Below are 24,034 nucleotides of genomic sequence, written 5' to 3'. Positions count from 1 at the left end.
TGAGGTCGCGTCGGCCATCGATTGTTCGCAGTTGCATGAAGGCTCGCTAGAAATGACAAATCCGGTACTCGTCGAGATGCTGCGTGGCGGCACCGTCGAAAGCGTCCATCGTGGCTCGGTCGTGGTGATGGATGCGGACGGCGGCAAGGTTCTTGCCCTCGGCGACACCGTGCGACCGGTATTTCCGCGGTCGGCCGTCAAGGCGATCCAGGCATTGCCTTTCGTCGAGAGCGGCGCCGCTGATCGCTACGGCTTCGGCGAGCGCGAACTGGCGCTTGCCTGCGCCTCGCACTCCGGTGAGCCGGTTCACGCCGAACTGGCGCAATCCATGCTGGCCAAGGCCGGTGTCGGAGCAGATGCCCTGGAGTGCGGCGCGCACTGGCCGTCGGGGCAGGGCGCGATGATCGGATTGGCGCGCAGCGGGGCGGCGCCGAGCGCCCTTCACAACAACTGTTCGGGCAAGCACGCGGGCTTCGTCTGCACCTGCCAGCATCTGGGCATCGACCATCGCGGCTATGTCGGCGCCGACCATCGCTTTCAGCAGATGGTTCGCCAGGCGATGGAGGAAGTGACCGGCGCGGCCCACGACGCCTCCAACCGCGGCACCGATGGGTGCTCGATCCCGACCTTCGCCATTCCGCTCGACAATCTTGCCCTGGGCTTTGCCCGGATGGCGACCGGAACGGGCCTGGGGCTGGAGCGAGCCAAGGCCGCGCGCCGGCTCCTGGCGGCCTGCATGGCGGAACCGTTCATGGTCGCCGGAACCGGAAGGGCCGATACGGAGTTGATGGAGGCTGCCCCCGGAAGGATCTTCGTCAAGGTCGGTGCCGAAGGCGTCTATTGCGCGGCGTTGCCGGAGCTCGGGCTCGGCATCGCGCTGAAGTGCGACGACGGTGCGGGCAGGGCGGCCGAGGTCATGATTTCGGCCGTGCTGGCCAGGCTGCTTTCGGGCGACGGCGAGCTGGCTGCCAAGATGCGACGTGCGGCCAATCCCGTTCTGAAGAACTGGAACGGGATCGAGGCCGCGTCGCTCAGGCCGACCGAAGTATTAGCCTAAAGGGTACTGAGATACGGTCAGATCAGCCGGCTTGTTATCGACCAAACGAAGGCCTAGGTTCTTTCCATGAGCAGAGCTTTCACGCGTGAAGACGACAGCGAAAACCAGATCGCCGACATCGGCGAGAGGCCGGTAAGCGCGCACCGCAATCTGGTGACGGAACGGGGACTTGCCCAGATCGAGACGGAACTCGGCGGCTTGCGCGAGGAACTGGCCAAGGCCGAAGCCGCGGCCGATCGCGAGCGCATCGCGACGGTTTCGCGCGATCTTCGCTATTGGCAGGCGCGCCGGGAAAACGCGGAGGTCTCGGTTCCCGAGCCCGACAGTTCCGTCGTGCGCTTCGGCATGAAGGTGACGATCGAGGATGACGACGGCAAGCGTCACGCGTGGCGCATCGTCGGTGAAGACGAGGCCAATGCCGCCAAGGGCAGCATTTCGCACGTCTCGCCCATGGCACTGGCCCTGTTCGGCAAGGCGGTGAGCGAAGTCGCCACCGTCAACGGGCGCGACTGGGAGATCATCGAGATCCGTATCTAGCTTTCGATTGCGATCGCGTGGTCGCGGAAGAACGCGGTCGCGCCCGCTTCATCGATCTCGCCTGCGGCGACGCTCATCACAAATAGATATAGCGCGCCATCGTCGGCGGTCAGTTCGTAGCCGTTGACGGCCAGAAAGGTGCCCGCGGCGACAATTGCCGCGCGCTTGTTGCCGTCGACGAAGGCATGGTTGCGCGCAATGCCGAAGAGATATGCCGCGGCGAGCTCGATGATCGTGGGTTCGCCATTGGCGGCCTTGTTCTCTGCCCTCGCCAGAGCAGACTCAAGCGCATTTTCGTCGCGAAGCCCCTGAGCTCCACCATGGCGTCGGAGCTGCTCGGCATGCATTGCTTCGACGACACGCCGTGACAGGAAGAGCGGGCTCATTCAGCCAGCTTCTGAAGCGCGACCTTGTACTTGTCCATGAATTTGCTTGCGGCTTCCATCTGCCGCTCAAACACGTCGTCCGTTGGCTTCAGCGTCAGCCCATCCTTGGACTCGATGATCTCCAAAGTGTCGCCAGCCCTGAGATTGTGCCGGTCGAGCACCTCCTTGGGCAGGATCACGCCTTCCGAATTTCCGATCTTGCGCACGGTCACGTTCATGGCTGCATCTCCATGTTATAACCCATGTATAACATGGAGGCTGGAAGGAACCAAGCCATTGTCGCCCGGTGAGGCGGCCACTATACCTTGCAGGGGCCGCGCAAGCGGTCGCGATATCGCATTGCCGGAGAGAACGACCATGGCGCAGGACGACAGCATTTTCATAGGTGCCAGCCGCAAGCCGGACGACAGCTACCAGCGGCCAGAAGAGTTGCTGCTGAAATACGGCAACCGCCACGGTCTGGTCACCGGCGCGACCGGCACCGGAAAGACGGTGACGCTACAGATTCTCGCCGAGGGTTTCTCGAATGCCGGCGTGCCGGTCTTCTGCGCCGACATCAAGGGCGATCTGTCGGGCATTGCCATGATGGGGGAGGCCAAGGACTTCCTGGTCGCCCGCGCACAGGCGGTGAAGCTCGACCCCTATGAGTTCCAGGAATTCCCGGTGATCTTCTGGGACCTGTTCGGCGAACAGGGACACCCGATCCGGGCGACGGTGTCGGAGATGGGGCCGCTGCTTCTGTCGCGTCTCATGAACCTGACCGAGGCGCAGGAAGGGGTGCTGAACATTGCCTTCCGCATTGCCGACGAAGAGGGTCTGCTGCTGCTCGACATGAAGGACCTGCAGGCGCTGCTCGCCAACATCGCCGAACGCGCCGACGAGATCGGCGCCCGCTACGGCAACGTGACCAAGCCTTCGGTAGGGGCGATCCAGCGTTCGCTGCTCGTCCTGGAGCAGCAGGGCGGCAACAACTTCTTCGGCGAGCCGGCGCTGAAGATTGCCGACATCATGCGGACGACCCGCGATGGCCGCGGCGCGATCAACGTGCTCGCCGCCGACAAGCTGATGATGAACCCGCGGCTCTATGCGACCTTCCTGCTCTGGCTGCTCTCGGAGCTGTTCGAGGTGCTGCCGGAGGTGGGCGATCCCGACAAGCCGAAGCTGGTGTTCTTCTTCGACGAAGCGCATCTCCTGTTCGACGAAGCGCCGAAGATCGTGGTCGACCGGGTCGAGCAGGTCGTGCGCCTGATCCGATCGAAGGGCGTGGGCGTCTATTTCGTCACCCAGAACCCGCTCGACGTTCCGGATACCGTGCTTGCCCAGCTCGGCAACCGGGTGCAGCACGCGCTGCGTGCCTATACGCCGCGCGAGCAGAAGGCGGTGAAGACGGCCGCCGATACATTCCGGCCGAACCCGGACTTCGACTGCGCGACCGCCATCACCCAGCTCGGCACCGGCGAAGCGCTGGTTTCGATGCTCGAGGCCAAGGGCGTGCCGGCGATGGTGCAGCGGACGCTGATCCGCCCGCCGGCCTCCCGCCTCGGCCCGGTTACGGCCGACGAGCGGCGCAAGCTGATCAACGAGAGCCCGGTCGCCGGCCAGTACGACCAGACGGTCGACCGTGATTCGGCGTTTGAAATGCTTCAGAAGAAGGCGACCGAGGCCCAGCAGGCGCAGCAGGAGGCCCAGAAGGCAGATACCGGCGGCGGTAGTGGCTGGACGATCCCGGGCTTTGGCAATGATGGCGACCGCACGTCCGGTGGCGCCCCGCGGCAGCGCAGCAGCAGCTCTGGCCGCCAATCCGTGGCCGAAGCCGCGATCAAGTCGGTGGTACGCTCGGTCGGCTCGTCGCTCGGACGTGAACTGGTTCGCGGAATTCTGGGGAGCCTGAAGAAGGGCTTCTAGAGCCATTCCAGGAAAAGTGCGCAGCGGTTTTCCGTCCGGAATTGCGTCAAAACAAAGAGATAGAGCGGTTCCGCGATTCGAAGAAAAGCGGAAACGCTCTAACGAAAAAACGGCGGCGTGCAGGGCACGCCGCCGTAATCTTTGGTCAGTCCGAAATCAGATCAGGCGGTACCAAGCCCGTTGGTGACCAGGATCGGGCTTCCATTCGGAACGCGGTCGTAGAGGTCGATCACGTCCTGGTTCATCATGCGGACGCAGCCCGAGGAAACCGCCTTGCCGATCGACCACCATTCCGGCGAGCCGTGGATTCGGTAGAGCGTGTCCTGCTTGTTCTGGAAGATGTAGAGCGCACGGGCGCCGAGCGGATTGGTCAGCCCGGGCTGCATGCCGCCGTTGCGGGCGCTGTATTTCTCGAGTTCCGGCTGGCGGGTAATCATTTCATCCGGCGGGGTCCAGGTCGGCCACTTGCGCTTCCACTGCATGACGGCTCGGCCGGACCATGCGAACCCCTGGCGTCCGAGGCCGACGCCATAGCGGAGCGCCTCGCCGTTTTCGCGCACCAGATACAGGAAGAAGGCCGACGTATCGACCACGATGGTGCCGGGCCGCTCACCGGTGGGATCGGGAACGATCTGCCGCATGAACTTGCTCTGGACCTTCTTGAGCGGGATCGCCGGGATCTCATACCCCTCGTCGACAACGGACGAGTACATGGTCGTATAGTCGCCGAATGCCGGCTCGACGCTGGCGGGCGGCTGTCCCACGGGAGCGGCCGAAGCCTGATCGCCTCCGTTGGTGGTGGCGCAAGCCGAAAGGGCCGCCGTTGCGGCGCCGGCCGCCGTCAGATTCAGGAAGCCGCGACGGCTTAGGGATGGCTTAGGGGGAAGAATTATGGACATGACAGCAGTCTGGAGTTCCAGTTCGGATGATATGGTGAATATAAAAGAAACCTGTTGCGTTCCCATTAACGCGTATGATGATAGGCGTCGTTAAATCAGGCTTGAAGGTGGAAAAACAATGGCAAATCTGTGATCGACTGATCACTGTTGCGATATTGTCACAAGTGTTGCAGTGACGACTTAGCCGTGCGTCAGCAAACCTTCCAGCGACGGAAGGATTAAATGCGGCGGATGGTCGCTATATTCGTCAGGCTGTGAATTTCGATTTGTCCAGACGGTGCGGAAGCCAAACTTTGCCGCGCCTGCTATGTCCCAGCGATTGGACGACTGGAAGGACACCGCGTCCGGATAGAGCCGCCAGCTACTCGCCACGAGATCGTAGACGGATTGATCCGGCTTGAATCGGCGGATGCTTTCCACCGAGAACACTTCGTCCAGGATCATGTCGAGAGCCGCAGACCGTACTGCAGCCTCGAGCATCTCGGGCGATCCGTTCGAAAGGATGGCCAGTCGTGCGCCGTTGTCCTTGAGCGCGCGCAGCACGGCCGGAACCTCCGGATAGCAGTCCAGGTGCCAATAGGCGTCGAGCAGTTTCGCGCGCATCGCAGGGTCGACGGACGGAACCTTGCGGAAGGCGTAGTCGAGCGCCTGCTCGGTTAACTGCCAGAAATCGGCGTGGGCGCCCATGAGCGTGCGGACCCAGGAATACTCGAGCTGCTTGGCCCGCCATATCTCGGACAGCAACAGGCCGTCGGGACCGATTTCGGCAGCATGTCGCCGCACGGCCGCATGGATGTCGAACAGCGTGCCGTAGGCGTCGAATATGTAGGCTGCATGGCGCATGGCAGGGTTTTCCAACGACTTGCCGGCTGACGCAAGGGCGCCGAGCGTCTGGCTCCAACATTTCGGCCGGCTGCCGGTTGACGTGCCTGGACAAAGCCTCTTCCATGACCGCCATCAATCGGATGTTACGGGAAACCTACAATGACGCTGGCAGCGGCTGCACAATCCACGACTTGGACCTTCGTTGACGGAGACTGGTATGAGGGCAACGTTGCGGTCATCGGGCCGCGCAGCCACGCCATGTGGCTGGCGTCGACCGTGTTCGACGGCGCCCGCTGGTTCGAAGGCGTGGCTCCCGATCTCGAGGCCCATTCCCGGCGCGTGAACGCATCGGCGATTGCGCTTGGCCTGAAGCCGACCATGGCTGCGGAAGACATTGTCGGACTGACCTGGGACGGGCTCAAGAAGTTCGACGGCAAGACGGCCGTCTACATCCGCCCCATGTACTGGGCCGAGCACGGCGGCTACATGGGCGTGCCGGCCGATCCCGCATCGACCAGGTTCTGTCTTTGCCTCTATGAGGCGCCAATGATCCCGCCGGCGGGCTTCTCGATCGGCTTGTCGCCGTTCCGCCGCCCGAGCCTTGAGACGATGCCGACCAACGCCAAGGCAGGTTGCCTCTATCCCAACAACGGCCGGGCGATCCTGGAAGCCAAGATGCGCGGCTTCGACAATGCGCTCGTGCTCGACATGCTCGGCAACGTCGCAGAGACCGGCTCGTCGAACATCTTCATGGTCAAGAACGGCCAGGTCTTCACGCCGGCACCCAACGGCACCTTCCTTTCCGGCATCACGCGGACCCGCACCATGGGCCTGCTTGCGGAGCGTGGCATGACCGTCGTCGAGAAGACGCTCTCGGTGCGGGAATTCCTCGAGGCCGACGAGATCTTTTCCACCGGCAACCACTCGAAGATCGTCCCGATCACGCGGATCGAAGAAAGAATTCTCCAGCCGGGACCGGTAGCAAAACTGTCGCGCGAGCTATATTGGGAATGGGCGCACTCGGCCCCCAGGGCCTGAGCGGCGCAAACCGAAAAACGCGCCTCGCAACCGTTGTCACATGCAGGTGGCAACCTATCTCTAGACGGCACACACATGCCGCGATTTGCCAGCAAGGGAGTATGATCCATGGCTTTTGAATTGCCCGAATTGCCCTACGACTACGAGGCGCTGCAGCCCTTCATGTCGAAGGAGACGCTCGAGTACCACCACGACAAGCACCACAAGGCCTATGTGGACAATGGCAACAAGCTGGCGGCCGAAGCGGGCCTGGACAAGCTTTCGCTGGAAGAGGTCGTGAAGCAGTCGTTCGGCAAGAATGCCGGCCTGTTCAACAACGCCGCCCAGCACTACAACCACGTCCATTTCTGGAAGTGGATGAAGAAGGGCGGCGGCGGCAACAAGCTGCCGGCCGCACTGCAGAAGGCGGTAGACGCCGATCTCGGCGGCTACGACAAGTTCAAGGCCGACTTCATCGCAGCCGGCACCACGCAGTTCGGTTCGGGCTGGGCCTGGGTTTCCGTCAAGAACGGCAAGCTCGAGATCTCCAAGACCCCGAACGGCGAGAACCCGCTCGTCCACGGCGCGACCCCGATCCTCGGCGTCGACGTGTGGGAGCACTCCTACTATATCGACTATCGCAACGCGCGCCCGAAGTACCTGGAGGCTTTCGTCGACAGTCTGGTCAATTGGGACTACGTTCTCGAGCTTTATGAAAAGGCGAAAGGCTGAGTAGATCAGCCCGGGGACCATTTCTTGATCCAGTAAGTGAAAACCCCGGCCTACGCCGGGGTTTTCATTTTGTTATTCGATGTGATCGTCAAACCTTCCAGATCACGTAAGCGTGAAGAGAATTCCGGGACGAATTCGGCCAGTTTCGCCGTTGCCCCCCAAGGCAGCATTTGCAACCCCGGAGAGGATTGATGAGAAAATACGTACTTGCCATCACTGTGCTTGCGCTCGCGACCACGGCGGCGCTGGCCGATGTGATCGCCAATCGCAAGGCGGTAATGAAGGACAACGCAAAGCAGGTCGGCGTTCTTGTGTCGATGGTCAAGGGCGAAACCCAGTTCGACGCTGCGGCTGTCCTGGCGGCGCTGACGACGCTCAACGACAACGTCCAGAAGATCGACGTGGCTGCCTCGTTCCCCGCGGGAAGCGACCAGGGCGATACGACTGCGTCGCCGAAGATCTGGACGGATGCGGCAGGCTTCCAGGCGCAGGTCGACAAGTTCAAGTCGGTCGCCGCCGCCGCCGCCGCGGCTCCGGCACAGGATCTCGACGCGCTGAAGGCCCAGGTCGGCACCATCGGCCAGACCTGCGCCGCCTGCCATGAGGCCTTCCGCGTCAAGAAGGGCTGATCCGCTGCGGATGGCTATTCTCAAGAAATTGACGATTGCGGCCCTGGCGCTGGGTGGCGCCGGGGCCGCGGTCTTTTGGTGGCTCACCGAACCGGAAAGGCTGGGACCCGAGGCGCTCGCATCGCTCGGAATTGGCGATGCCGTTCGCGGCCAGCGCATCTTCGACGCCGGCGGTTGCGCCTCCTGCCACGCGAGGCCGAAGGCGGAAGGCGATGCCCGCCTGCAACTCGTCGGCGGTGTCGAGCTCAAGACGCCGTTCGGAACCTTCGTGGCTCCGAACATTTCGTCCGACCCGACCGATGGCATCGGGGCGTGGTCGCTGGAGGACTTCGCCAACGCCATGCTGAAGGGCGTATCGCGCGACGGCCAGCACCTCTATCCGGCATTTCCCTATCCGTCCTATGCGCGCATGCAGCCGGGCGACGTCGCCGACCTCTATGCCTTCATGAAAACGCTGCCGCCGGTGGCGGGCAGGGCGCCCGACCACAGTCTGAGTTTCCCCTACAACGTCCGGCGGGGGCTCGGCCTCTGGAAGCTGCTCAACCTCAGCGACGAGCCGGTCGTGGGCTTCGCAGACGGAACGCCCGAAAAGGTGCTGCGGGGCCGTTTGTTGGTCGAAGGCGCGGGCCATTGCGGCGAGTGCCATACGCCGCGCGCACTCGACGGAGGATCGAAGCGGAGCCAGTGGCTGGCCGGCGCCGTGGCGGCGGAAGGAACGGGCGTCGTCCCCAACATCACGCCGGGTGGAAACGGCATCCGGTCCTGGTCGGAGAGCGACATCGCTGGCTATCTCGAAACCGGCTTCACGCCGGAGTTCGATTCCGTCGGCGGCACAATGGTCGAAGTGCAGAAGAACATGGCGCGGCTCGCGGCCGAGGACCGCGAGGCCATCGCGGCCTATCTGAAGGCGATCCCGGCGGAGCCAAACGGCTATCCGCCGACGAAGGCCGCCGCGAACTGAGCCGGCCGGCGGCGCGTGCCGCCGGCTCGGCAGGCTCCTATCCGGCGCGATCCGCGATCTTCAGCGCGAAGGCATAGTTGAAGGCAATCTCCTCCAGCCTCGAGAAACGGCCGGACGCGCCGGCATGGCCCGAATCCATGTTGATCTTGAACAGGACCGGATTGCCGCCGGCCTTGCGCTCGCGCAGGCGGGCGACCCATTTGGCCGGCTCCCAGTAGGTGACGCGCGGATCGGTGAGGCCGGCGACGGCGAGGATCGGCGGGTAGTCGAGCGCCGCGACGTTGTCGTAGGGCGAATAGGCCGCGATCGTCTTGTAGTCCTGCTCCGAGGTGATCGGATTGCCCCATTCGGGCCATTCTGGCGGGGTCAGCGGCAGCGTGTCGTCCAGCATCGTGGTGAGCACGTCGACGAATGGCACCTCGGCGATGATGCCGCCGAAGGCCTCGGGCGCCATGTTGGCGACCGCCCCCATCAGCATGCCACCGGCGGATCCGCCCTGGGCGACGATATGGCCGTGGGTGGTGTAGCGCTCCGCCACGAGATGCCTGGCGCAGGCGACGAAATCCCTGAACGTGTTCTGCTTGGCGGCCCGCTTTCCGTCGTCGTACCAGGCGTAACCCTTGTCTTTGCCGCCACGAATGTGGGCGATGGCGTAGACGAAGCCACGATCCACCAGCGACAGGCAGTTGGTGTTGAACGAGGCCGGGATGGTGATCCCGTATGAGCCGTAGCCATAGAGCAGGCACGGCGCGGAGCCGTCGAGCCTGGTGTCGCGGTGGTGGATCAGCGAGATGGGCACCAGTTCGCCATCCTCCGCCGGCGCCATCAGCCGCCGCGTGACGTAGTCCTCGGCGTTGTGGCCGGAGGGAACCTCCTGGGTCTTCAGCAGGACGCGTTCGCGCGTCCGCATGTCGTAGTCGAAGACCTGTGCGGGCGTGGTCATCGACGAATAGCTGAAGCGGATGATGTCGGTGTCGTATTCGTAGGAACCCGACAGCCCGAGCGAATAGGCCTCTTCGGCAAAGGCGATGTGGTGCTCGTTGCCGGTGGCGCGTTCATGCACCACGATGCGTGGCAGGCCATCCTTTCGTTCCAGGCGGACCATGAAGTCCTTGAAACCCATGACCGACAGGATCAGGCGGCCGGGCTCGTGGGCGATCAGTTCCTTCCAGTTGGCGCGTACCGGATCGGCAACCGGAGCGGTCATGACCTTGAAGTCCTTGGCGCCGTCGGCATTGGTCAACACGAAGAAGATGTCGCCGCCCTCTTCGAGATCGTATTGGAGGCCGGTCTCGCGTGCGGCGACCAGCTTGGGCTCGGCGGCTGGATTGGAGGCGGGGAAGAGCCGGTACTCGGACGTCTCATGATCGCTGATCGAGATCATGATCCACTCGTTGCTGCGCGTGCCGCCCACATTCATGAAGAAACCCGGATCGGTTTCCTCGTAGACCAGTCGGTCGCCGGCGGCGTCGCTACCCACTGCATGGTACAAGACCTTCGAGGGGCGATGGTTCGGGTCGAGGCGGGTATAGAAGAAGCCGTCGCTGGCGCCGTCCCAGACACCAGAGCCGCCGGTGTCGCCGACCACGTCTTCCAGGTCGCCGCCGCTCGCAAGGTCGCGGACGCGCAGTGTATAGAATTCCGAACCCTTGTCGTCGAAACCCCAGATCAGCCGGCGATGGTCGGAGGAATGGTCCATCCCGCCGAGGCGGAAATAGGCCTGGCCCTCGGCTTCCTTGTCGCCGTCGAGGATGATTTCCTCGGATCCGCCTGCGCTCGGAATGCGGAAGTAGCGCGGCTGCTCGCCTCCCTTCTTGTAGGAGGAGCCGTAGGCAAAAGGCCCGTCCTTCATCGGCACCGAGGAATCGTCCTCCTTGATGCGCCCCTTCATCTCGCCGAACAGCGCCTTCCTGAGTTCGGCGGTGTCCGCCATCAACTCGGCCTGGTAGCGGTTTTCCGCTTCCAGATGCGCGCGGATGGCCGGATCGAGCAGGCTGGGGTCGCGGAACACCTCCTGCCAGTTGTCGGCGCGCAGCCAGGCGTACTCGTCGACGCGGGTGATGCCGTGCCGCGTGTCGCTCACGGGCCGCCGTTCGGTTTCGGGAGCAGGGATGTCGGTGAAGATGGAAGGTCTCGTCATTGCGTCTCGCATGGGCTGAATCTTGAATGGCGAATGAACACGCCGATCAGGGCGGGTTCAAGAGCCGAGTTGCATGGTGGCTTCATCGTTCCATCGCCCTTGGGGCCGGAGAGAGATGATGAAGACGCTTGTCAAGACAACAGTCGCCCTGGCCGTGGCCTCAACGGTCGCGCTATTCGCCGGCCAGTCGAATGCCGCCGCCTTCTCGGCCTGGGAGGTCGCCCAGGTTCCGTGGGGCGACACGCTCAATATTCGCAAGTTCCCGTCCAACGCATCGCAGAAGCAGGCGGCCTATCCGAACGGCGCCGTGCTGCAGATGACCGGCAAGTGCACCGGCGGGATCGATCTGCGCGACATCGGCCACCTGCCGGCGTGGAAGCAGGAGCAGCGCGTCCGCTATCGCTGGTGCCAGGTCTGGCACGACCCTGCACAGAACGGAAACTTCGTCACCGGCTGGGTCTACGGCAAGTACATCACGCCGTACTGAAGGAAAGGCGCCGTTCAACTGCGAAGTGGAACACGCCAGTCGTTGAAAAGGTCGGTTCAGGCTTGCCCACGCGTGACGGGACGTCTATGCCCCTAACAACGTGAGAAACAAAGAGGGCCTGCACGCTGACCTTCCTGATACTCATGCTGCCGTTTGTCGGGGCGTTGCTCGCTCCGTTGCTGGTCCGCGTGACGAAACACTACGCCGGTTGGCTGCTCGCCGCTATTCCGCTCATCATGTTCGTGCATTTCGCCGGGATGCTGGAGGCGGTCGGCAACGCGCGCAGCGTTTCCGGCGGATTTGACTGGGCGCCCAGCCTGGGCCTGCGCTTCGCCTGGTTCCTTGACGGATTGTCGCTGACCTTTGCCCTGCTGATTTCCGGCATAGGCATGCTCATCGTCATCTATTCGGGCGGGTATCTGAAGGGGCACCCGCATCAGGGCCGCTTCTTCTCCTTCATGCTGCTGTTCATGGGAGCGATGCTGGGACTGGTGGTCTCGGATTCGTTCCTGATGCTGTTCGTCTACTGGGAACTGACTTCCATCACGTCGTTCCTGCTGATCGGCTTCGATCACGGCCGCGAGGCGGCGCGGCGCGCGGCTTTGCAGGCGCTCTTGGTGACGGGACTGGGCGGGCTGTCGCTGCTTGCCGGCCTGCTGGTCATAGCACAGGCGACCGGCGCCAGCGAACTCTCGGCTCTGCTGGGGTCGGGGGAGGCTCTGCGGCAGAGCCCGCTCTACCTCGCAGCACTGCTGCTCGTGCTCGGGGGAGCCTTCACCAAGTCGGCCCAGTTTCCGTTCCATTTCTGGCTGCCCAACGCCATGGAGGCTCCGACGCCGGTGTCGGCCTACCTTCACTCGGCGACCATGGTGAAGGCCGGGGTCTACCTGGTGATGCGGCTCAACCCGGCGATGGGCGGCACGGCGGCCTGGGAAACGATCCTGCCGCTGTTCGGCGGTGCCACGCTTGCCGTCGGCGCGCTGCTCGCCATCCGGCAGGTCGACCTCAAGCTGATGCTCGCCTACACGACCGTCGCGTCGCTGGGACTGCTCGTGATGCTGACCGGCCTGGGTTCGGACAAGGCAGTCGAGGCGGCGGCACTCTACCTGGTCGCGCATTCCCTGTTCAAAGGCGCGCTCTTCATGGTTGCCGGCCTGATCGACCACGAAGCGGGCACGCGCGACGTGACCAGACTTGCCGGGCTGCGCCGTGCGATGCCGGTGACATTTGCGGCCGCCATGCTGGCCGCCTTCTCGATGGGGGGCTTGCCGCTCTTCTTCGGCTTCCTGGCGAAGGAGGAAATCTACCTGGCATTCACCGAGGCCGATGGATGGCGCATTCTGCTGCTTGGCGTGACGATCGGTGCCAACGCGCTGATGTTCGCCATCGGTTTTGCGGTTGCGCTGCGCCCGTTCGCCGGCGCGCCGATCGCGACCCCAAAGCACGCGCATGAAGGGCCGGCCTCGCTCTGGCTGGGGCCGGTGGTGCTCGGCGGAGCCGGCCTCGTGGCCGCCCTTGCGTCGGCCACGACCCACAGGCTGCTGTCCTCGCCTACCGCAAGCGCCGTCGCGGGTACTCCTGTCGACGTCACCATCTCCGTCGTCCCCCACATCGGCGTGCCGCTCATTCTGTCGGCGCTGACGGTGGCGCTCGGGATAGCGGCCTATCTCGGGCTCGACCGGTTGCGCTCGCTGACTGCCGGCGTGCTCGCGGGCATCGGCTGGGGCCCGGACCGCGGCTTCGACCAGGCCCTGCGCGCGCTGCTGCGCTTCGCCGCGGGGCTGACGCGCATCGTCCAGAGCGGGCGCCTCGACATCTACATGACGGCCACCTTCATCGCCGTTGCCGTCGCATTGCTGGTGCCGATGATCGTCACCGGCGAACTGCCGTCGGCGCCGGTGCTGCCCGCCTTGCGGTTCTACGAATGGGCGGTCATGGCGATTGCCGTGATCGGCCTTGCCGCCGTCGTCCAGGCGCGCAGCCGCCTGACGGCCATCGTCTCCCTCGGCATCCAGGGCTTTGCGTTGGCGGTGCTGTACATGCTGTTCGGGGCGCCTGACCTGTCGTTCACCCAGTTCATGGTGGAGACGCTCGCGGTGGTGATCCTGGCCCTGGTCATGACGCGGCTCAGGCTTTCGCCCACCGATCATCGTCCGCTCCGCCAGCAAATGCTTGACATGACGATTGCCGGCGCCTGCGGCCTGGCCTTCACCCTGCTTCTGCTGAAGGTGACGCAACTGCCCTTCGATGACCGGCTGTCGCAGTTCTTCGCCGCCTATTCGAAGACGATCGCACACGGCCGCAACGTCGTGAACGTGATCATCGTCGACTATCGCGGCCTGGATACGCTGGGCGAGATCGCAGTCGTCATGATCACCGGCCTCGCGATCCTGGCGCTGATCCGCATCCGCTCGAGGAAGACGGTGGCGCGCGCGAGCGTGTCGGAGGATGCCTAGCATGCAGACGCTGATCTTCCGCACCGCGGCACCCTTCCTCACCGGGCTGATGCTGATGTTCTCGGTGTTCGTGATGCTGCGCGGCCACAATGAGCCCGGAGGCGGCTTCACCGGCGGCCTGATCGCCGCATCGGCCTTCGCCATCCACGGCATCGCCTTCGGCGTGCCGGCGGTACGGCGGGCACTCCATTTCCACCCGATGGCCGTTGCCGGCTTCGGCCTGTTCCTGGCGGCATTCGCCGGCCTGCCGTCGCTGGCGTTCGGCGTGCCGTTCCTGACGGGCCTTTGGGCTTCCCCGAGCCTTTTCGGCGTTAGCGCCGACCTCTCGACCGTGATGTTCTTCGATATCGGCGTCTATTTCGTCGTGGTCGGTTCGTTCACCTCGATTGCGCTGGCGCTCGAGGACAGGGAGCACGATTGATGGAGAGCGTGTTCGCCATCCTGGTCGGCCTGTTCTTCGCCGCCGGCATCTATCTGATGCTGTCGCGGCACATCATCCGCATCCTGCTGGGCGTGTCCCTGTTCGGCAACGCCGTCAACCTGCTGATCTTCACCAACGGCAGGCTGATGCGCGAGATCCCGCCGGTCATCGCCGAAGGGCTCGACGTTCCCGCGGGGGCGGTCGCCAACCCGCTGCCGCAGGCCCTGATCCTGACCGCGATCGTCATTTCGTTCTCGTTCTTCGCCTTCCTGCTCGTGCTGGCCTATCGGGCCTATCAGGAGATCGGCACCGACGACACCGATGGCATGCGCATCGCCGAGCCGGCGGACGACGGCCTGCCGCCGATGGGGTACTGACAATGGCGATCGAGGGTGAAATCGTCGACAGGACTGCTGCGATGATCGCGGCACCCGTCACTGCGGCCGATTGGCTGGTGGTGGCGCCGGTGCTGGTTCCGATCGTCTGCGGCGCGATCCTGCTGATGATCCGCCACAACGTCCGCTGGCATGCGCTGGTGGCCGTGGCGGCCCTGGCCGCCATGGTTGCCGCCAACATCGCGCTCCTCACGCGCGTGCTGGGCGAGGGGCCGGTGTCGATGACCATGGGCAGCTGGTTGCCGCCCTTCGGCATCTCGTTCACGGTCGACGCGCTGGGAGCGATGTTCTCGCTGACGGCATCGTTCGTGGCGCTTGCCTGCTGCGCCTACTCGGTGCTGGACATCGATGCCACCGGCCGGCGCTACGGGTTCTACCCGTTCCTGCTCCTGATGATGGCCGGCGTCAGCGGCGCCTTCCTGACCGGCGACATGTTCAACCTGTATGTCTGGTTCGAGGTCTTCCTGATCTCTTCGTTCGGCTTGCTGATCCTCGGCTCGGAAAAGCCGCAGATAGACGGAGCGACGAAATATGCGATCCTGAATCTCGTCGGCACGACCCTGTTCCTGATCGCCACCGGCTATCTGTATGGTACGTTCGGCACGCTCAACATGGCCGACCTCGCCGCCAGGGCGGGCCAGGCGGATGCGGCGGCCCCGCTGACGACGCTGGCTTCCCTGTTCCTGCTGGCCTTCTGCATGAAGGCGGCGGCCTTTCCGGTCAATTTCTGGCTGCCCGCCTCCTACCATACGCCGCCCGTGATCACCGGAGCGCTGTTCGGCGGACTGCTCACCAAGGTCGGCATCTACGCGCTGCTCAGGACGATGCTGACCATCTTTGCCGTGGAACGCGCTGAACTGGCAGGCGTCATTGGCTGGATAGCGGTGGCGACGATGCTGGTCGGGGCGCTCGGCGCCCTGGCGCAATCCGACATCCGGCGGATTTCCGGCTTCCTGGTGATCTCCGGCGTGGGCGTGATGCTGGCCGGCATCGCGCTGGGCACGGAACGCGGCCTGTCCGGCACGATCTTCTACGCCGTGCATTCCATGATTTCGCTGTCGGCGCTCTATTTGCTCGGTGGCCTGATGCGCCAGCGCGGCGGCAGCTTCTCGCTTCGCTCTCTGTCCGGACTGTATGCGGCGAGCCCGTTCCTGACGTTGCTGGCGATGGTGATCTCGCTCGCCGTTGCGGGACTGCCGCCGGGCTCCGGCCTGTGGCCGAAGGTCATGCTGGTTAGGGCGGCGCTCGATGGCGGCGAATGGCCGCTTGCCTTCGCGGTTCTCTTGAGCGGCTTCCTGGCGACCATTGCCTTGGGCCGCGTGTTCATCCTTGCCTTCTGGAGGGCAGACACCGTGCCGGCCGGGGGCAGGCCCGCTGAAGCACCTGGCCAGGCTGCGGCATCGCGGCTGGGCGTCGTCACCATTGCGCTGCTGGCGTTGGCGATGGTGGGCATGGGCGTCATGCCGGAGCCATTCGTCCGGGCGGCGACGGCCGCCGCCGGCGGCCTCATCGATACGTCAGCCTATGTGCAGGCAGTGTTTCCGCCTGGAGGTGGACGATGATCCCCGTGCGCTACGTCGTGCTGCTCGCGCTTGCATGGGTCGGAATGTCCGGCAGCTACACGGTGCCCAACCTGATCCTGGGCATCGCCATCGGCTGGGGCGTCCTGTTCATAGTCCGCGACCAGCTGCGGGCGGCGAAGGTGACCGTTCGCCCCTGGGCGGCGTTGCTGCTTGCTCTGCTCTTTGCGAAGGAGCTCGTCCTTTCCGCCGTGCGCGTCGCGCGGCTGGTGCTTTCCCCACGGATGGACGTCAAGCCCGGCATCTTTGCCTATCCGCTGCAGGTCGAGCGTGATTTCGAGATCACCTTGCTCGCCAACCTGATCACCCTGACCCCAGGGACCTTGTCCGTGGACGTGTCGGACGACCGACGCACGTTGTTCGTGCACGGCATGGATTGCTCGGATCCGGAAAGGGCGAAAGAAGAAATAAGGATAGGCTTCGAGAGAAGAATAATGGAGGCGTTCAGATGATGTCTGGAACAGCCTTCCTTGAAGCAAGTGCGATCTTCGCCCTAGGAATACTCGGTATTTCGTTCCTGCTGGTCGTAGTGCGGGTGGTCAGGGGGCCGTCGCTGCCAGACCGTATCCTGGCGCTCGACATGCTGGTTGCCGTTGCCATCGGCTTCATCGCAGTGTTCGGCATCCGATCGGGTTTCAGGCTCTACGTGGACGTGGCGATCGCCCTCGGACTGGTCGGCTTCCTGGCCACGGTCGCCTTCGCAAGGTTTGTGATGAGCGGCGGCGCCGACGCCAAGAAACGGGAAGAACAGGCGGAAGAGGAACAGCAGTGATGGGCGACGTCGGTGATTATCTGGCTGGGTTGCTGATCGTGGTGGGGGCGCTGTTCGCGCTTACCGCCTCGATCGGCCTGCTGCGCCTGCCGGATGTACTCACCCGGATGCATGCCGCTTCCAAGGCCGGCACGCTGGGATCCTGCCTGATGCTGGTGGCGCTTGCGCTGCACATCGGCGAGTTCGCAACCGGTGTGAGGGCGCTTGCGGGCGCAGGCTTCTTCGTGCTCACCGCACCGATATCGGCTCATCTACTGGCCAAGGCGTCATATTCTGCCGGATATCGCATTTGGGAGGGCTCTGTTCGGGACGAACTGGCCCAGAATGTGGTGTCATCCAAGAAGAACCGGCAAATCCAAGGTGGATGAGGATAGTGAGCCTGGGCGAGATCTATCGTCATCGGGCGAGTTGATCTCAGAAATTGACCTATGGTTTTCAAAAACGTTCATTTGTTAGAGAAGTGTCGAATTCGTTGTTCTTGATTTCGAAAAGAATAGTGAATTGACTTATTGCTGATACGGGCTCATTAAAGTGACGGAACGCGAGTCGCAGTCGCAAACTGCGGTATAAAATCGTGCCGCGTCCCGATCGCAATATCGGGCAAAAAAACAACCAGTCACATTGGGGCCTGAAGAATATGGATACTTCCGAAACGCCTACTGCAAACAACGATACGCTGATCGAGCTGACTGCCGACGTGGTGGCGGCCTATGTCAGCAACAATCCGGTTCCGGTCGGAGAGCTTCCGGGACTGATCGCCGATGTGCATGCAGCACTTGGACGCGTCGGCAATGCTACCGAAGCGCCCCCTGCAGACAAGCAGAAGCCGGCCGTGAATCCGAAGCGGTCGGTGCATGACGACTACATCGTGTGCCTTGAAGACGGAAAGAAGTTCAAGTCGCTCAAGCGGCACCTGATGACCCACTACAACATGACGCCGGACCAGTACCGCGAGAAGTGGGGCCTCGACGCCAGCTATCCGATGGTGGCGCCCAACTACGCCGCCGCCCGCTCCCAGCTCGCCAAGAAGATGGGCCTGGGCCGCAAGCGCAAGGGTAAGTGAACCCCCACCACCCCCTGATCAATGAGCGGCACCTTCGGGTGCCGCTTTGCTTTTCCGGCGCCTGCGCCGCGGCCGAAAGGTGAGCCTGGCAGGCTCGGCAGGCGAAATGCCTTTCAGCCGGTCGCGCACCTGCTTGAGCGCTATGTGACGGTTCAAGTCATAGCTCCAATGGCGGTTGACGCCTTTCAGCCTTTCGCGTTCGATCGCCCGCTCGAGGCGCCTCAGCAGCGAATGGGTGGAAGCGAGTCCCCCGGACAGCGCATCGGCGAGTTCGATTCCGCAGCAGATCTGCAGGGCCGCCCTCTGCCTGGCATCGGCCAGTTCCGCCAGCTTGTCCTGCCTGAATGCCGCAATCTCGTTTCGGAAATCCCTCATCTTCACCTGCCTCGTTGACGTTCGACGAATGATGCGTCCGCCCCGGCGGGTGAGGAGAAATTGAACGCCAATTTTGTTGTTCGATTAGAAATGCATGAGTTTTTCCATAGGGTTGGCAGCTCCCGGCAAGAAAATCCGTTCTTTTTTTGTTCACACCCAGCTCGACGATGGGTATAAGAACTTATTCCTATCTTCGGAGGGGCGGGTTTGGTGGGAGCTACGTCGACAGTGCTGGCGAAAAGGCAGATCGAGGCGCGCGAGGTTGCCGCGCAGCTGGAACGGACGGGGCTGGAACTTGCAGCCGACAGGCGCAACGACGAAGTCATCGAGCAGTGCGATGCCATGATCGACCTGATGGCGGCACTGTTCGGGGTTCCCAGCAGGGAACTGCGTCGCCTGGGCCGGACCGGAAACGACATCAGCCGGTTGAGGCAGATCGCGATGTATGTCGCGCATGTCGTCTTCCGTTTTAGCATGCGCGACGTCGGCCGAGGCTTCGGACGTGACAGGACGACGGTTCTGTACGCGTGCCATCTGGTAGAAGACCTGCGCGACGACCCAGATTTCGACCGTATCGTCTCATTGGCGGAGCGGGTGGCGATTGCCGCCTTCCGAGACAGGCTGGGACGCTGATCATGGCCGGGGAAGCTGCAAAGGCGCGTGCGCGCATCCTGAAGCTGCTCGCGAAGGGGAGGGCCAGCTGCATGCCGGCGGCCAGCGGCGACAAGATCCTGCTCGAAAACGAGACGGGCGACCGCATCGCCGTCGTTTCGGAACAATTGGCCGATCTTGCCCGCGAAGGCCTCTTGCGCCGACATGGAGCGGTCGTCGGCTTGACCGCGGAGGGGTTGTCCGCCGCGCGGCGGCAGACCGGCGAGACCGACCCGTTCAGGTCCCAGCACGGCGATCTTGAGGTTGCCCTTGTCGACACCGCGGCCGGCGCCCAGGCTGCCTTGGTAAATCTGTCGGAGTCGCCTTTGGGCCAGCTCGTCCGCCGCCGGAACAAGACTGGCGACCCCTTCCTGACAGGGGGCGAATTCGCTGCGGGCGAGCGCCTGCGCTCGGACTACACGCGCGGGCAGATCATGCCGAGGCTGGGTGCCAACTGGGAAGCGAGCGTGGCCTCCGGCCGCCGCGGCACGGGTGGCGGCGGGCTGAGCGAACTCACCGACGCGGCGCTCGCGGCGCGCCAGCGCGTCGACATGGCCATTGACGCCGTGGGTCCGGAACTAGCCGGCGTCTTGATCGACGTCTGCTGTTTTCTGAAAGGCTTGGAGCGCGTGGAAGTCGAGCGCGGCTGGCCGGTGCGTTCGGCCAAGATCATGCTCAAGATGGCGCTCGGCGCCCTTGCCCGCCACTACAATCCCGGCTCGGCCAATGGGCGACGAGGCAAGGTTCTGCACTGGGGGACGGCGGATTACCGTCCCAAGCTGGAGCAAGGATAGGTCACGCAGGCTGCAGCGCCGACTCGGCATCGCGCTTGATGCGCTTGACCATCGACCGCAGGCCGTTGGCCCGCTGCGGCGACAGGTGCTCGTCGAGGCCGAGCGTTCGCAGCGTCGCCTCGGCGTCGGTGCTCAGTATCTCGCTTGCCTGGCGATCCGAGAACAGGGCGAGCATGATGGCGACCAGCCCGCGCACGATATGGGCGTCGGAATCGCCCTGGAAACGGATGACCGGGTCGGCCCCGTCGCCGCGGTGGGTCACGAGCCAGACCTGGCTGACGCAGCCCTGGACCTTGTTGGTGTCGATCCGCGCGCTGTCCGGGAAGGGCGGAAGCGCCTCGCCGAGTTCTATGACATAGCGGTAGCGATCTTCCCATTCGTCCAGGAAGGCAAAGTCGTCGCGGATCGTGTCGATCGTGGTCGTCATATCGCTGGATATAGTGGCCGCGCCTTCGACCGTCACGAAAAAAGATGGCTGCACATGCCGCCCTGGAAGGACCGGGCGGCAAGGTCACGTCAATTGGCGGGTGCTGGTTCAGGCGCTGGCTGCGGGTGCTTGTCGGCTTCCGGCGCGGGCTCGACGCTTCCCGTCTGCGTGGCGGTGTCGGGCTTGCCGAACTGCTCGTCCAGCAGTTCGTAGGCGATCCGGGCGCTTTCGCGAGCTCTGACCCCTATGGTCTGCATAGCCGCCTTGCCGGTTTCGCAAACCTCCGGCTTGCGTTCGCAAATGCCGGCGATGTCGCCGACCGCCTCGCGTGCCGCAAACAGCGCCTGCAGGGGGCTAACCTGGCTTTCCCCGTCCGGACCGGTGCTCAAGGGCAGGAAGAGCAGCACCAGCGAGAACCAGAAGGCGGCCCGTATCAGAAAGCCCATGGCATGCCCCTTGCGAAATTGAGGGCCGGGGCGAAACCGCTCCGGCCACGTGTCTGCGTTGCCGCGACAATGGCACGGACCAGGAAAGGAGCGCTTGCAGCAAAAGGCGGCATTTTGCGATGCTTTTTCACCGAATTTTCATTGTTCCGGAGCGCCGAGACGCCCCGTTGCCGCGCGAGTCATGCGCCAGATTCGTAAGTATTTGATTTAAATTGCGAAACTTGGGCGGCTGGAAATCCTAACCCGCGAAAGGTGATTCAGCCGGGCGAATGGGCCGGCTAACCCTCCGTTTACCATGACGCGAACTGTCCTCGAAAGTGGGCGCTGTCGGTCCGATATTTGCCGCGGGTACGCGGTGTGATCCCCCGGTTTTATCGCTTCATTAAAGGCTCGGTGCGAGTTTGGTTGCCAACTACAGAAGAGCCGCGAAGCGAGCCACGGAAGAGTGCGTAGCGTTGAGTTTTGTCATGACCAGATACGGTGAGTTTTCCGGCGCGCTGGCCGGCGGCTGCGACCGTCTGGTCCATCCCGCAGCCTCGAATGCCGAGCGTCCCCGGCAGCGCCGGCTGGTGGGCATGCTGCTGTCCGCACCGTTCCTCGTCGCCGGTTCAGGCGTCGTGCTGGTTTCCGCCAATCTCGGCGCGGCGGCGACGATCGCCGTCATCTTCGCCGTGTTCAGCCTGAGTTGGCTCGCGGCACTTTCGATCGCCGCGACCGGCCGGGTGGCGCCTGTCGCCACGGCTGCCCTGGTCGCCGCGTCGCTGGCGGTTGCGACCATCGTTGCGGCTGCTGGCGGCCTGACCTCGCCGGCGGCTCTGCTTCTGGCGGCATTGCCGGTGGAAGCGGCATGGGTGTGGCGGACGGGCAGGGCGGCGACCCTCGGAGCGCTTGCCGCCCTTGCTGCAGCTTTGCTGACGGGCTTCCTCTCTTCCGCCCCCTTTGCCTATGGCGCGTCGGCTTCCGGCTGGCACTGGCTGCTCTCGATCGCATGGCTGGCGACGCTCGCCGCGCGCGCCCCGCTTTTTGTTGGCCATGCTGCAGGTACGAGCGATGCCGCCCCGGCAACCGGGCTGGAAAGCATCGTCAGGGCGGTCGTTCTCCGCATCGCTCACAATGGCGACATCGTCGAGGTCTCCGATCAGTCGCGTAGCCTGCTGCGGCTGCAGCCGGAACTGCTGCTGGGGACCTGCTTCTTCGACCGCATCCACGTTGGCGACCGCGTTGGCTATCTCTGCGCATTGGCCGACATGCGGGGCGGTGCGGACTTCCGCGCGGTGGAATTGCGCCTTCGCCTGCCGCGCCAGGCCGCGGAGGACGCCGGCGACAATTTCCAGCCATTCGCGCTGGAGATGATGAAGGGCGAGGGTGCGTCAATCGTGGCTATCGTGCGGGCGAACGACATGGTCGCCGACCTGCGCGAAAACCTTGCCAGGGCGGACGACACCGCAAGGAGCGCCGAGCTGGCGAAATCCAACTTCCTGGCGGCGGTAAGTCATGAACTGCGCACGCCGCTGAATGCGATCATCGGATTCTCCGACATGCTGCTGCACGAGATGTTCGGTTCGTTCAAGGAGCCGCGCCAGAAGGAATATGTCGGCATCGTGCGCGATTCCGGGCAGCATCTGCTCGACGTGGTGAACTCGATCCTCGACGTGTCCAAGATCGAGTCCGGCTGCTATGCGATCAACCCGGAGCCGTTCAAGTTCCGCGAGGCCGTCGACATGTGCGCATCGATGATGGCGCTCCAGGCCGAGGCGAAAGCCCTGACTGTTTCGATCGACGTTGCCGCCGGCGCCGGAGAGGTCACCGCCGACCGACGGGCCGTGCAGCAGATGCTGATCAACCTGGTTTCGAACGCCGTCAAGTTCACGCCCGATGGCGGCAGGGTGGAGATCGGCGCCAAGCGCCTGGGTTCCCGCTTGCACTTCTGGGTCTCTGACACCGGTATCGGAATAGCCGAGGAGCATCTTTCCCGCCTCGGCACGCCCTTCATGCAGATCCAGAACGACTATACACGTCGCTTCGAGGGAACCGGACTGGGCCTGTCCCTGGTGAAGGGGCTGGTCGCGCTGCACGACGGCACAATGTCGATCGAAAGCGCTCCCGAGGAAGGAACGAAGGTAACCATCAGCCTGCCTGTCGACGGCCCCTCATTCCACACCGAGCCGGCCATGGGCGAACTGATGCGCTTGCCCACAGGCAGGATCAAGGAGATGCGCAATGGCTCGCTCCGCAAGGCAGGCTAGGCGTCAAGTCGAAGACCGCAGCGTTTTGCAGGATGGCGCGCTGGCGCTCGGCGGGTTGATCGCGCGCAACCCCGTCTTGGTGGGGGGCTCGACGGCGTTCCTGGTGGCGCTGTTCTACGTGTCGGCGAACGCGCTCTGGTACCAGCCCTACGCCCACACGGGGGCGTTCTTCTCGACCAGAGATGCGGCAGCGTTTCCGGAGGCGGATCCGGCCTTGCCCGAGACGACCATCACGATCGAACGGCCCGAGGAAGCGCAGCGGCCGCCGAAGGGCGATCCCGAGGTCGAACAGGTGCAGAGCATCCTGAGGGATCTCGATTTCTACCAAGGTACGGTCGACGGGCTCAACGGCCCGAACACGCGCCGCGCCGTCGAGGCCTATCAGCAAAAGGTGGGGCTGCCGGTCACGGGGACGATCGATCATGCCCTGCTCGAGCAACTGGGCGCCGACGAGACGACGGCAGGCATCACGCCGAGACCGTCGCCGCGCTCAGAGGCCGTGCCATCGCAGCAGCCACGGCCGTCTCAGCCGTCACCGGCGGTTCGCGCTACTCAGGCCAGCGAAGCGTCGCCGACGGAACGCATCAGGAAGATACAGGTCGGGCTGAAAGCCTTCGGCAATGACGGCATCGAGATCGACGGTGTGATCGGCGGCCGGACCACGGCGGCGATTCGCGAATTCCAGGCGCTCTTCGGCCTGCCCGAGACCGGCGAGCCCGATCAGCAAGTCTACCGGAAGATGCGCGAGATCGGGCTGACCGAATAGCTGGTTCCCGGCCTGTGCGCGGGAGGTGCAGGAGGCTATAGAGGCCGTGGCGGCCTGGAGAGCGAAA

General features: G+C 64.0%; 28 protein-coding genes. 20 read left to right on the top strand and 8 right to left on the bottom strand.

Features of this window, described 5'->3' with window-relative positions; all coding sequences use genetic code 11:
- Window positions 1–52 precede the first annotated feature (52 nt).
- The gene (locus J2X50_RS15500; protein WP_429096308.1) at window positions 53–1,057 is read left to right on the top strand and encodes an asparaginase; all 1,005 of its coding nucleotides are present in this window, start codon (window positions 53–55) and stop codon (window positions 1,055–1,057) included.
- A 66-nt stretch (window positions 1,058–1,123) separates the two neighbouring features.
- A complete protein-coding gene (locus J2X50_RS15495) occupies window positions 1,124–1,594 on the top strand; it encodes a GreA/GreB family elongation factor (protein WP_429096306.1) in 471 nt (156 codons plus the stop codon).
- Here the strand turns inward: J2X50_RS15495 and J2X50_RS15490 are convergent.
- Both J2X50_RS15490 and J2X50_RS15485 read right to left on the bottom strand, forming a co-directional pair.
- Window positions 1,591–1,980, bottom strand: coding sequence for a type II toxin-antitoxin system death-on-curing family toxin (locus J2X50_RS15490; protein WP_429096304.1), 390 nt, complete (start codon window positions 1,978–1,980; stop codon window positions 1,591–1,593). The two genes, J2X50_RS15495 and J2X50_RS15490, sit on opposite strands and share 4 nt — an antisense overlap.
- The gene (locus J2X50_RS15485; RefSeq protein ID WP_429096302.1) at window positions 1,977–2,198 is read right to left on the bottom strand and encodes an AbrB/MazE/SpoVT family DNA-binding domain-containing protein; all 222 of its coding nucleotides are present in this window, start codon (window positions 2,196–2,198) and stop codon (window positions 1,977–1,979) included. The genes J2X50_RS15490 and J2X50_RS15485 overlap by 4 nt, the downstream gene beginning before the upstream one ends.
- Before the next feature lie 139 nt (window positions 2,199–2,337).
- On the opposite strand from J2X50_RS15485, the gene J2X50_RS15480 reads away from it, so the two are divergent.
- A complete protein-coding gene (locus tag J2X50_RS15480) occupies window positions 2,338–3,885 on the top strand; it encodes a helicase HerA-like C-terminal domain-containing protein (RefSeq protein WP_429096300.1) in 1,548 nt (515 codons plus the stop codon).
- Between the two features lie 161 nt (window positions 3,886–4,046).
- On the opposite strand, the gene J2X50_RS15475 is transcribed toward J2X50_RS15480, so the two are convergent.
- Both J2X50_RS15475 and J2X50_RS15470 read right to left on the bottom strand, forming a co-directional pair.
- Window positions 4,047–4,784: a L,D-transpeptidase gene (locus J2X50_RS15475; RefSeq protein ID WP_429096299.1), complete on the bottom strand. Its 738-nt coding sequence runs from the start codon at window positions 4,782–4,784 to the stop codon at window positions 4,047–4,049.
- Window positions 4,785–4,964: 180 nt separating this feature from the next.
- The gene (locus J2X50_RS15470) at window positions 4,965–5,627 is read right to left on the bottom strand and encodes a haloacid dehalogenase type II (RefSeq protein WP_429096297.1); all 663 of its coding nucleotides are present in this window, start codon (window positions 5,625–5,627) and stop codon (window positions 4,965–4,967) included.
- Window positions 5,628–5,768: 141 nt separating this feature from the next.
- Between J2X50_RS15470 and J2X50_RS15465 the strand changes: the two genes are divergently transcribed.
- The 4 genes from J2X50_RS15465 to J2X50_RS15450 all read left to right on the top strand — a co-directional run bounded on the left by J2X50_RS15465 (window position 5,769) and on the right by J2X50_RS15450 (window position 8,948).
- Complete coding sequence (locus J2X50_RS15465; protein WP_429096295.1) at window positions 5,769–6,647, top strand: branched-chain amino acid aminotransferase; 879 nt, start codon at window positions 5,769–5,771, stop codon at window positions 6,645–6,647.
- 108 nt (window positions 6,648–6,755) lie between these two features.
- Window positions 6,756–7,358, top strand: a complete 603-nt coding sequence (locus J2X50_RS15460; RefSeq protein WP_429096293.1) for a superoxide dismutase — start codon at window positions 6,756–6,758, stop codon at window positions 7,356–7,358.
- A gap of 191 nt (window positions 7,359–7,549) precedes the next feature.
- Window positions 7,550–7,987, top strand: coding sequence for a c-type cytochrome (locus J2X50_RS15455; protein ID WP_429096291.1), 438 nt, complete (start codon window positions 7,550–7,552; stop codon window positions 7,985–7,987).
- A gap of 10 nt (window positions 7,988–7,997) precedes the next feature.
- Complete coding sequence (locus J2X50_RS15450; protein ID WP_429096290.1) at window positions 7,998–8,948, top strand: c-type cytochrome; 951 nt, start codon at window positions 7,998–8,000, stop codon at window positions 8,946–8,948.
- A 37-nt stretch (window positions 8,949–8,985) separates the two neighbouring features.
- On the opposite strand, the gene J2X50_RS15445 is transcribed toward J2X50_RS15450, so the two are convergent.
- Entirely contained in the window at window positions 8,986–11,088 is a 2,103-nt protein-coding gene (locus tag J2X50_RS15445) for a S9 family peptidase (RefSeq protein ID WP_429096289.1), read from the bottom strand.
- Between the two features lie 115 nt (window positions 11,089–11,203).
- Here J2X50_RS15445 and J2X50_RS15440 point away from each other — a divergent pair, with 115 nt between their 5' ends.
- The 9 genes from J2X50_RS15440 (at window position 11,204) to J2X50_RS15400 (ending at window position 18,262) form a co-directional block, all read left to right on the top strand.
- The gene (locus J2X50_RS15440) at window positions 11,204–11,575 is read left to right on the top strand and encodes an SH3 domain-containing protein (RefSeq protein ID WP_429096287.1); all 372 of its coding nucleotides are present in this window, start codon (window positions 11,204–11,206) and stop codon (window positions 11,573–11,575) included.
- Between the two features lie 137 nt (window positions 11,576–11,712).
- Window positions 11,713–14,031 (top strand): putative monovalent cation/H+ antiporter subunit A, encoded by a 2,319-nt coding sequence (locus tag J2X50_RS15435; protein WP_429096448.1) that lies wholly within the window; start codon window positions 11,713–11,715, stop codon window positions 14,029–14,031.
- 1 nt (window position 14,032) lies between these two features.
- Window positions 14,033–14,452, top strand: coding sequence for a Na+/H+ antiporter subunit B (locus J2X50_RS15430; RefSeq protein ID WP_429096285.1), 420 nt, complete (start codon window positions 14,033–14,035; stop codon window positions 14,450–14,452).
- Window positions 14,452–14,829 carry a Na+/H+ antiporter subunit C gene (locus J2X50_RS15425; protein WP_340035591.1) on the top strand — a complete coding sequence of 126 codons (378 nt, stop codon included), beginning with the start codon at window positions 14,452–14,454 and terminating at the stop codon, window positions 14,827–14,829. Before J2X50_RS15430 ends, J2X50_RS15425 begins: the two co-directional genes overlap by 1 nt.
- Window positions 14,830–14,831: 2 nt before the next feature.
- Window positions 14,832–16,409, top strand: a complete 1,578-nt coding sequence (locus J2X50_RS15420) for a Na+/H+ antiporter subunit D (RefSeq protein WP_429096284.1) — start codon at window positions 14,832–14,834, stop codon at window positions 16,407–16,409.
- Window positions 16,406–16,879 carry a Na+/H+ antiporter subunit E gene (locus tag J2X50_RS15415; protein WP_429096282.1) on the top strand — a complete coding sequence of 158 codons (474 nt, stop codon included), beginning with the start codon at window positions 16,406–16,408 and terminating at the stop codon, window positions 16,877–16,879. The genes J2X50_RS15420 and J2X50_RS15415 overlap by 4 nt, the downstream gene beginning before the upstream one ends.
- Window positions 16,876–17,199 (top strand): cation:proton antiporter, encoded by a 324-nt coding sequence (locus tag J2X50_RS15410; RefSeq protein ID WP_429096280.1) that lies wholly within the window; start codon window positions 16,876–16,878, stop codon window positions 17,197–17,199. Before J2X50_RS15415 ends, J2X50_RS15410 begins: the two co-directional genes overlap by 4 nt.
- On the top strand, window positions 17,199–17,567 hold the full coding sequence (gene mnhG, locus J2X50_RS15405) for a monovalent cation/H(+) antiporter subunit G (protein ID WP_429096279.1): 369 nt from the start codon (window positions 17,199–17,201) through the stop codon (window positions 17,565–17,567). Before J2X50_RS15410 ends, mnhG begins: the two co-directional genes overlap by 1 nt.
- Before the next feature lie 269 nt (window positions 17,568–17,836).
- Window positions 17,837–18,262: a MucR family transcriptional regulator gene (locus J2X50_RS15400; RefSeq protein ID WP_429096277.1), complete on the top strand. Its 426-nt coding sequence runs from the start codon at window positions 17,837–17,839 to the stop codon at window positions 18,260–18,262.
- An 18-nt stretch (window positions 18,263–18,280) separates the two neighbouring features.
- Here J2X50_RS15400 and J2X50_RS15395 read toward each other — a convergent pair whose 3' ends face one another.
- A complete protein-coding gene (locus J2X50_RS15395; protein WP_429096275.1) occupies window positions 18,281–18,637 on the bottom strand; it encodes a cytoplasmic protein in 357 nt (118 codons plus the stop codon).
- A 228-nt stretch (window positions 18,638–18,865) separates the two neighbouring features.
- On the opposite strand from J2X50_RS15395, the gene J2X50_RS15390 reads away from it, so the two are divergent.
- Window positions 18,866–19,270, top strand: coding sequence for a helix-turn-helix domain-containing protein (locus J2X50_RS15390; RefSeq protein ID WP_429096274.1), 405 nt, complete (start codon window positions 18,866–18,868; stop codon window positions 19,268–19,270).
- A gap of 2 nt (window positions 19,271–19,272) precedes the next feature.
- Window positions 19,273–20,082, top strand: a complete 810-nt coding sequence (locus J2X50_RS15385) for a DUF6456 domain-containing protein (protein ID WP_429096273.1) — start codon at window positions 19,273–19,275, stop codon at window positions 20,080–20,082.
- 1 nt (window position 20,083) lies between these two features.
- Here the strand turns inward: J2X50_RS15385 and J2X50_RS15380 are convergent, their stop codons facing one another.
- Both J2X50_RS15380 and J2X50_RS15375 read right to left on the bottom strand, forming a co-directional pair.
- Window positions 20,084–20,509, bottom strand: a complete 426-nt coding sequence (locus tag J2X50_RS15380) for a SufE family protein (protein WP_429096446.1) — start codon at window positions 20,507–20,509, stop codon at window positions 20,084–20,086.
- Between the two features lie 89 nt (window positions 20,510–20,598).
- Complete coding sequence (locus J2X50_RS15375) at window positions 20,599–20,955, bottom strand: DUF5330 domain-containing protein (RefSeq protein WP_429096271.1); 357 nt, start codon at window positions 20,953–20,955, stop codon at window positions 20,599–20,601.
- Between the two features lie 467 nt (window positions 20,956–21,422).
- Between J2X50_RS15375 and J2X50_RS15370 the strand changes: the two genes are divergently transcribed.
- Both J2X50_RS15370 and J2X50_RS15365 read left to right on the top strand, forming a co-directional pair.
- The gene (locus J2X50_RS15370; protein WP_429096270.1) at window positions 21,423–23,201 is read left to right on the top strand and encodes a sensor histidine kinase; all 1,779 of its coding nucleotides are present in this window, start codon (window positions 21,423–21,425) and stop codon (window positions 23,199–23,201) included.
- Window positions 23,176–23,967 (top strand): peptidoglycan-binding domain-containing protein, encoded by a 792-nt coding sequence (locus J2X50_RS15365; RefSeq protein WP_429096268.1) that lies wholly within the window; start codon window positions 23,176–23,178, stop codon window positions 23,965–23,967. The genes J2X50_RS15370 and J2X50_RS15365 overlap by 26 nt, the downstream gene beginning before the upstream one ends.
- Window positions 23,968–24,034 lie beyond the last annotated feature (67 nt).

Origin of the sequence: Aminobacter sp. BE322, assembly GCF_050433525.1 — a bacterium.
Classification (GTDB): domain Bacteria; phylum Pseudomonadota; class Alphaproteobacteria; order Rhizobiales; family Rhizobiaceae; genus Aminobacter.
This window is presented reverse-complemented; position numbering and strand designations above follow the sequence as displayed.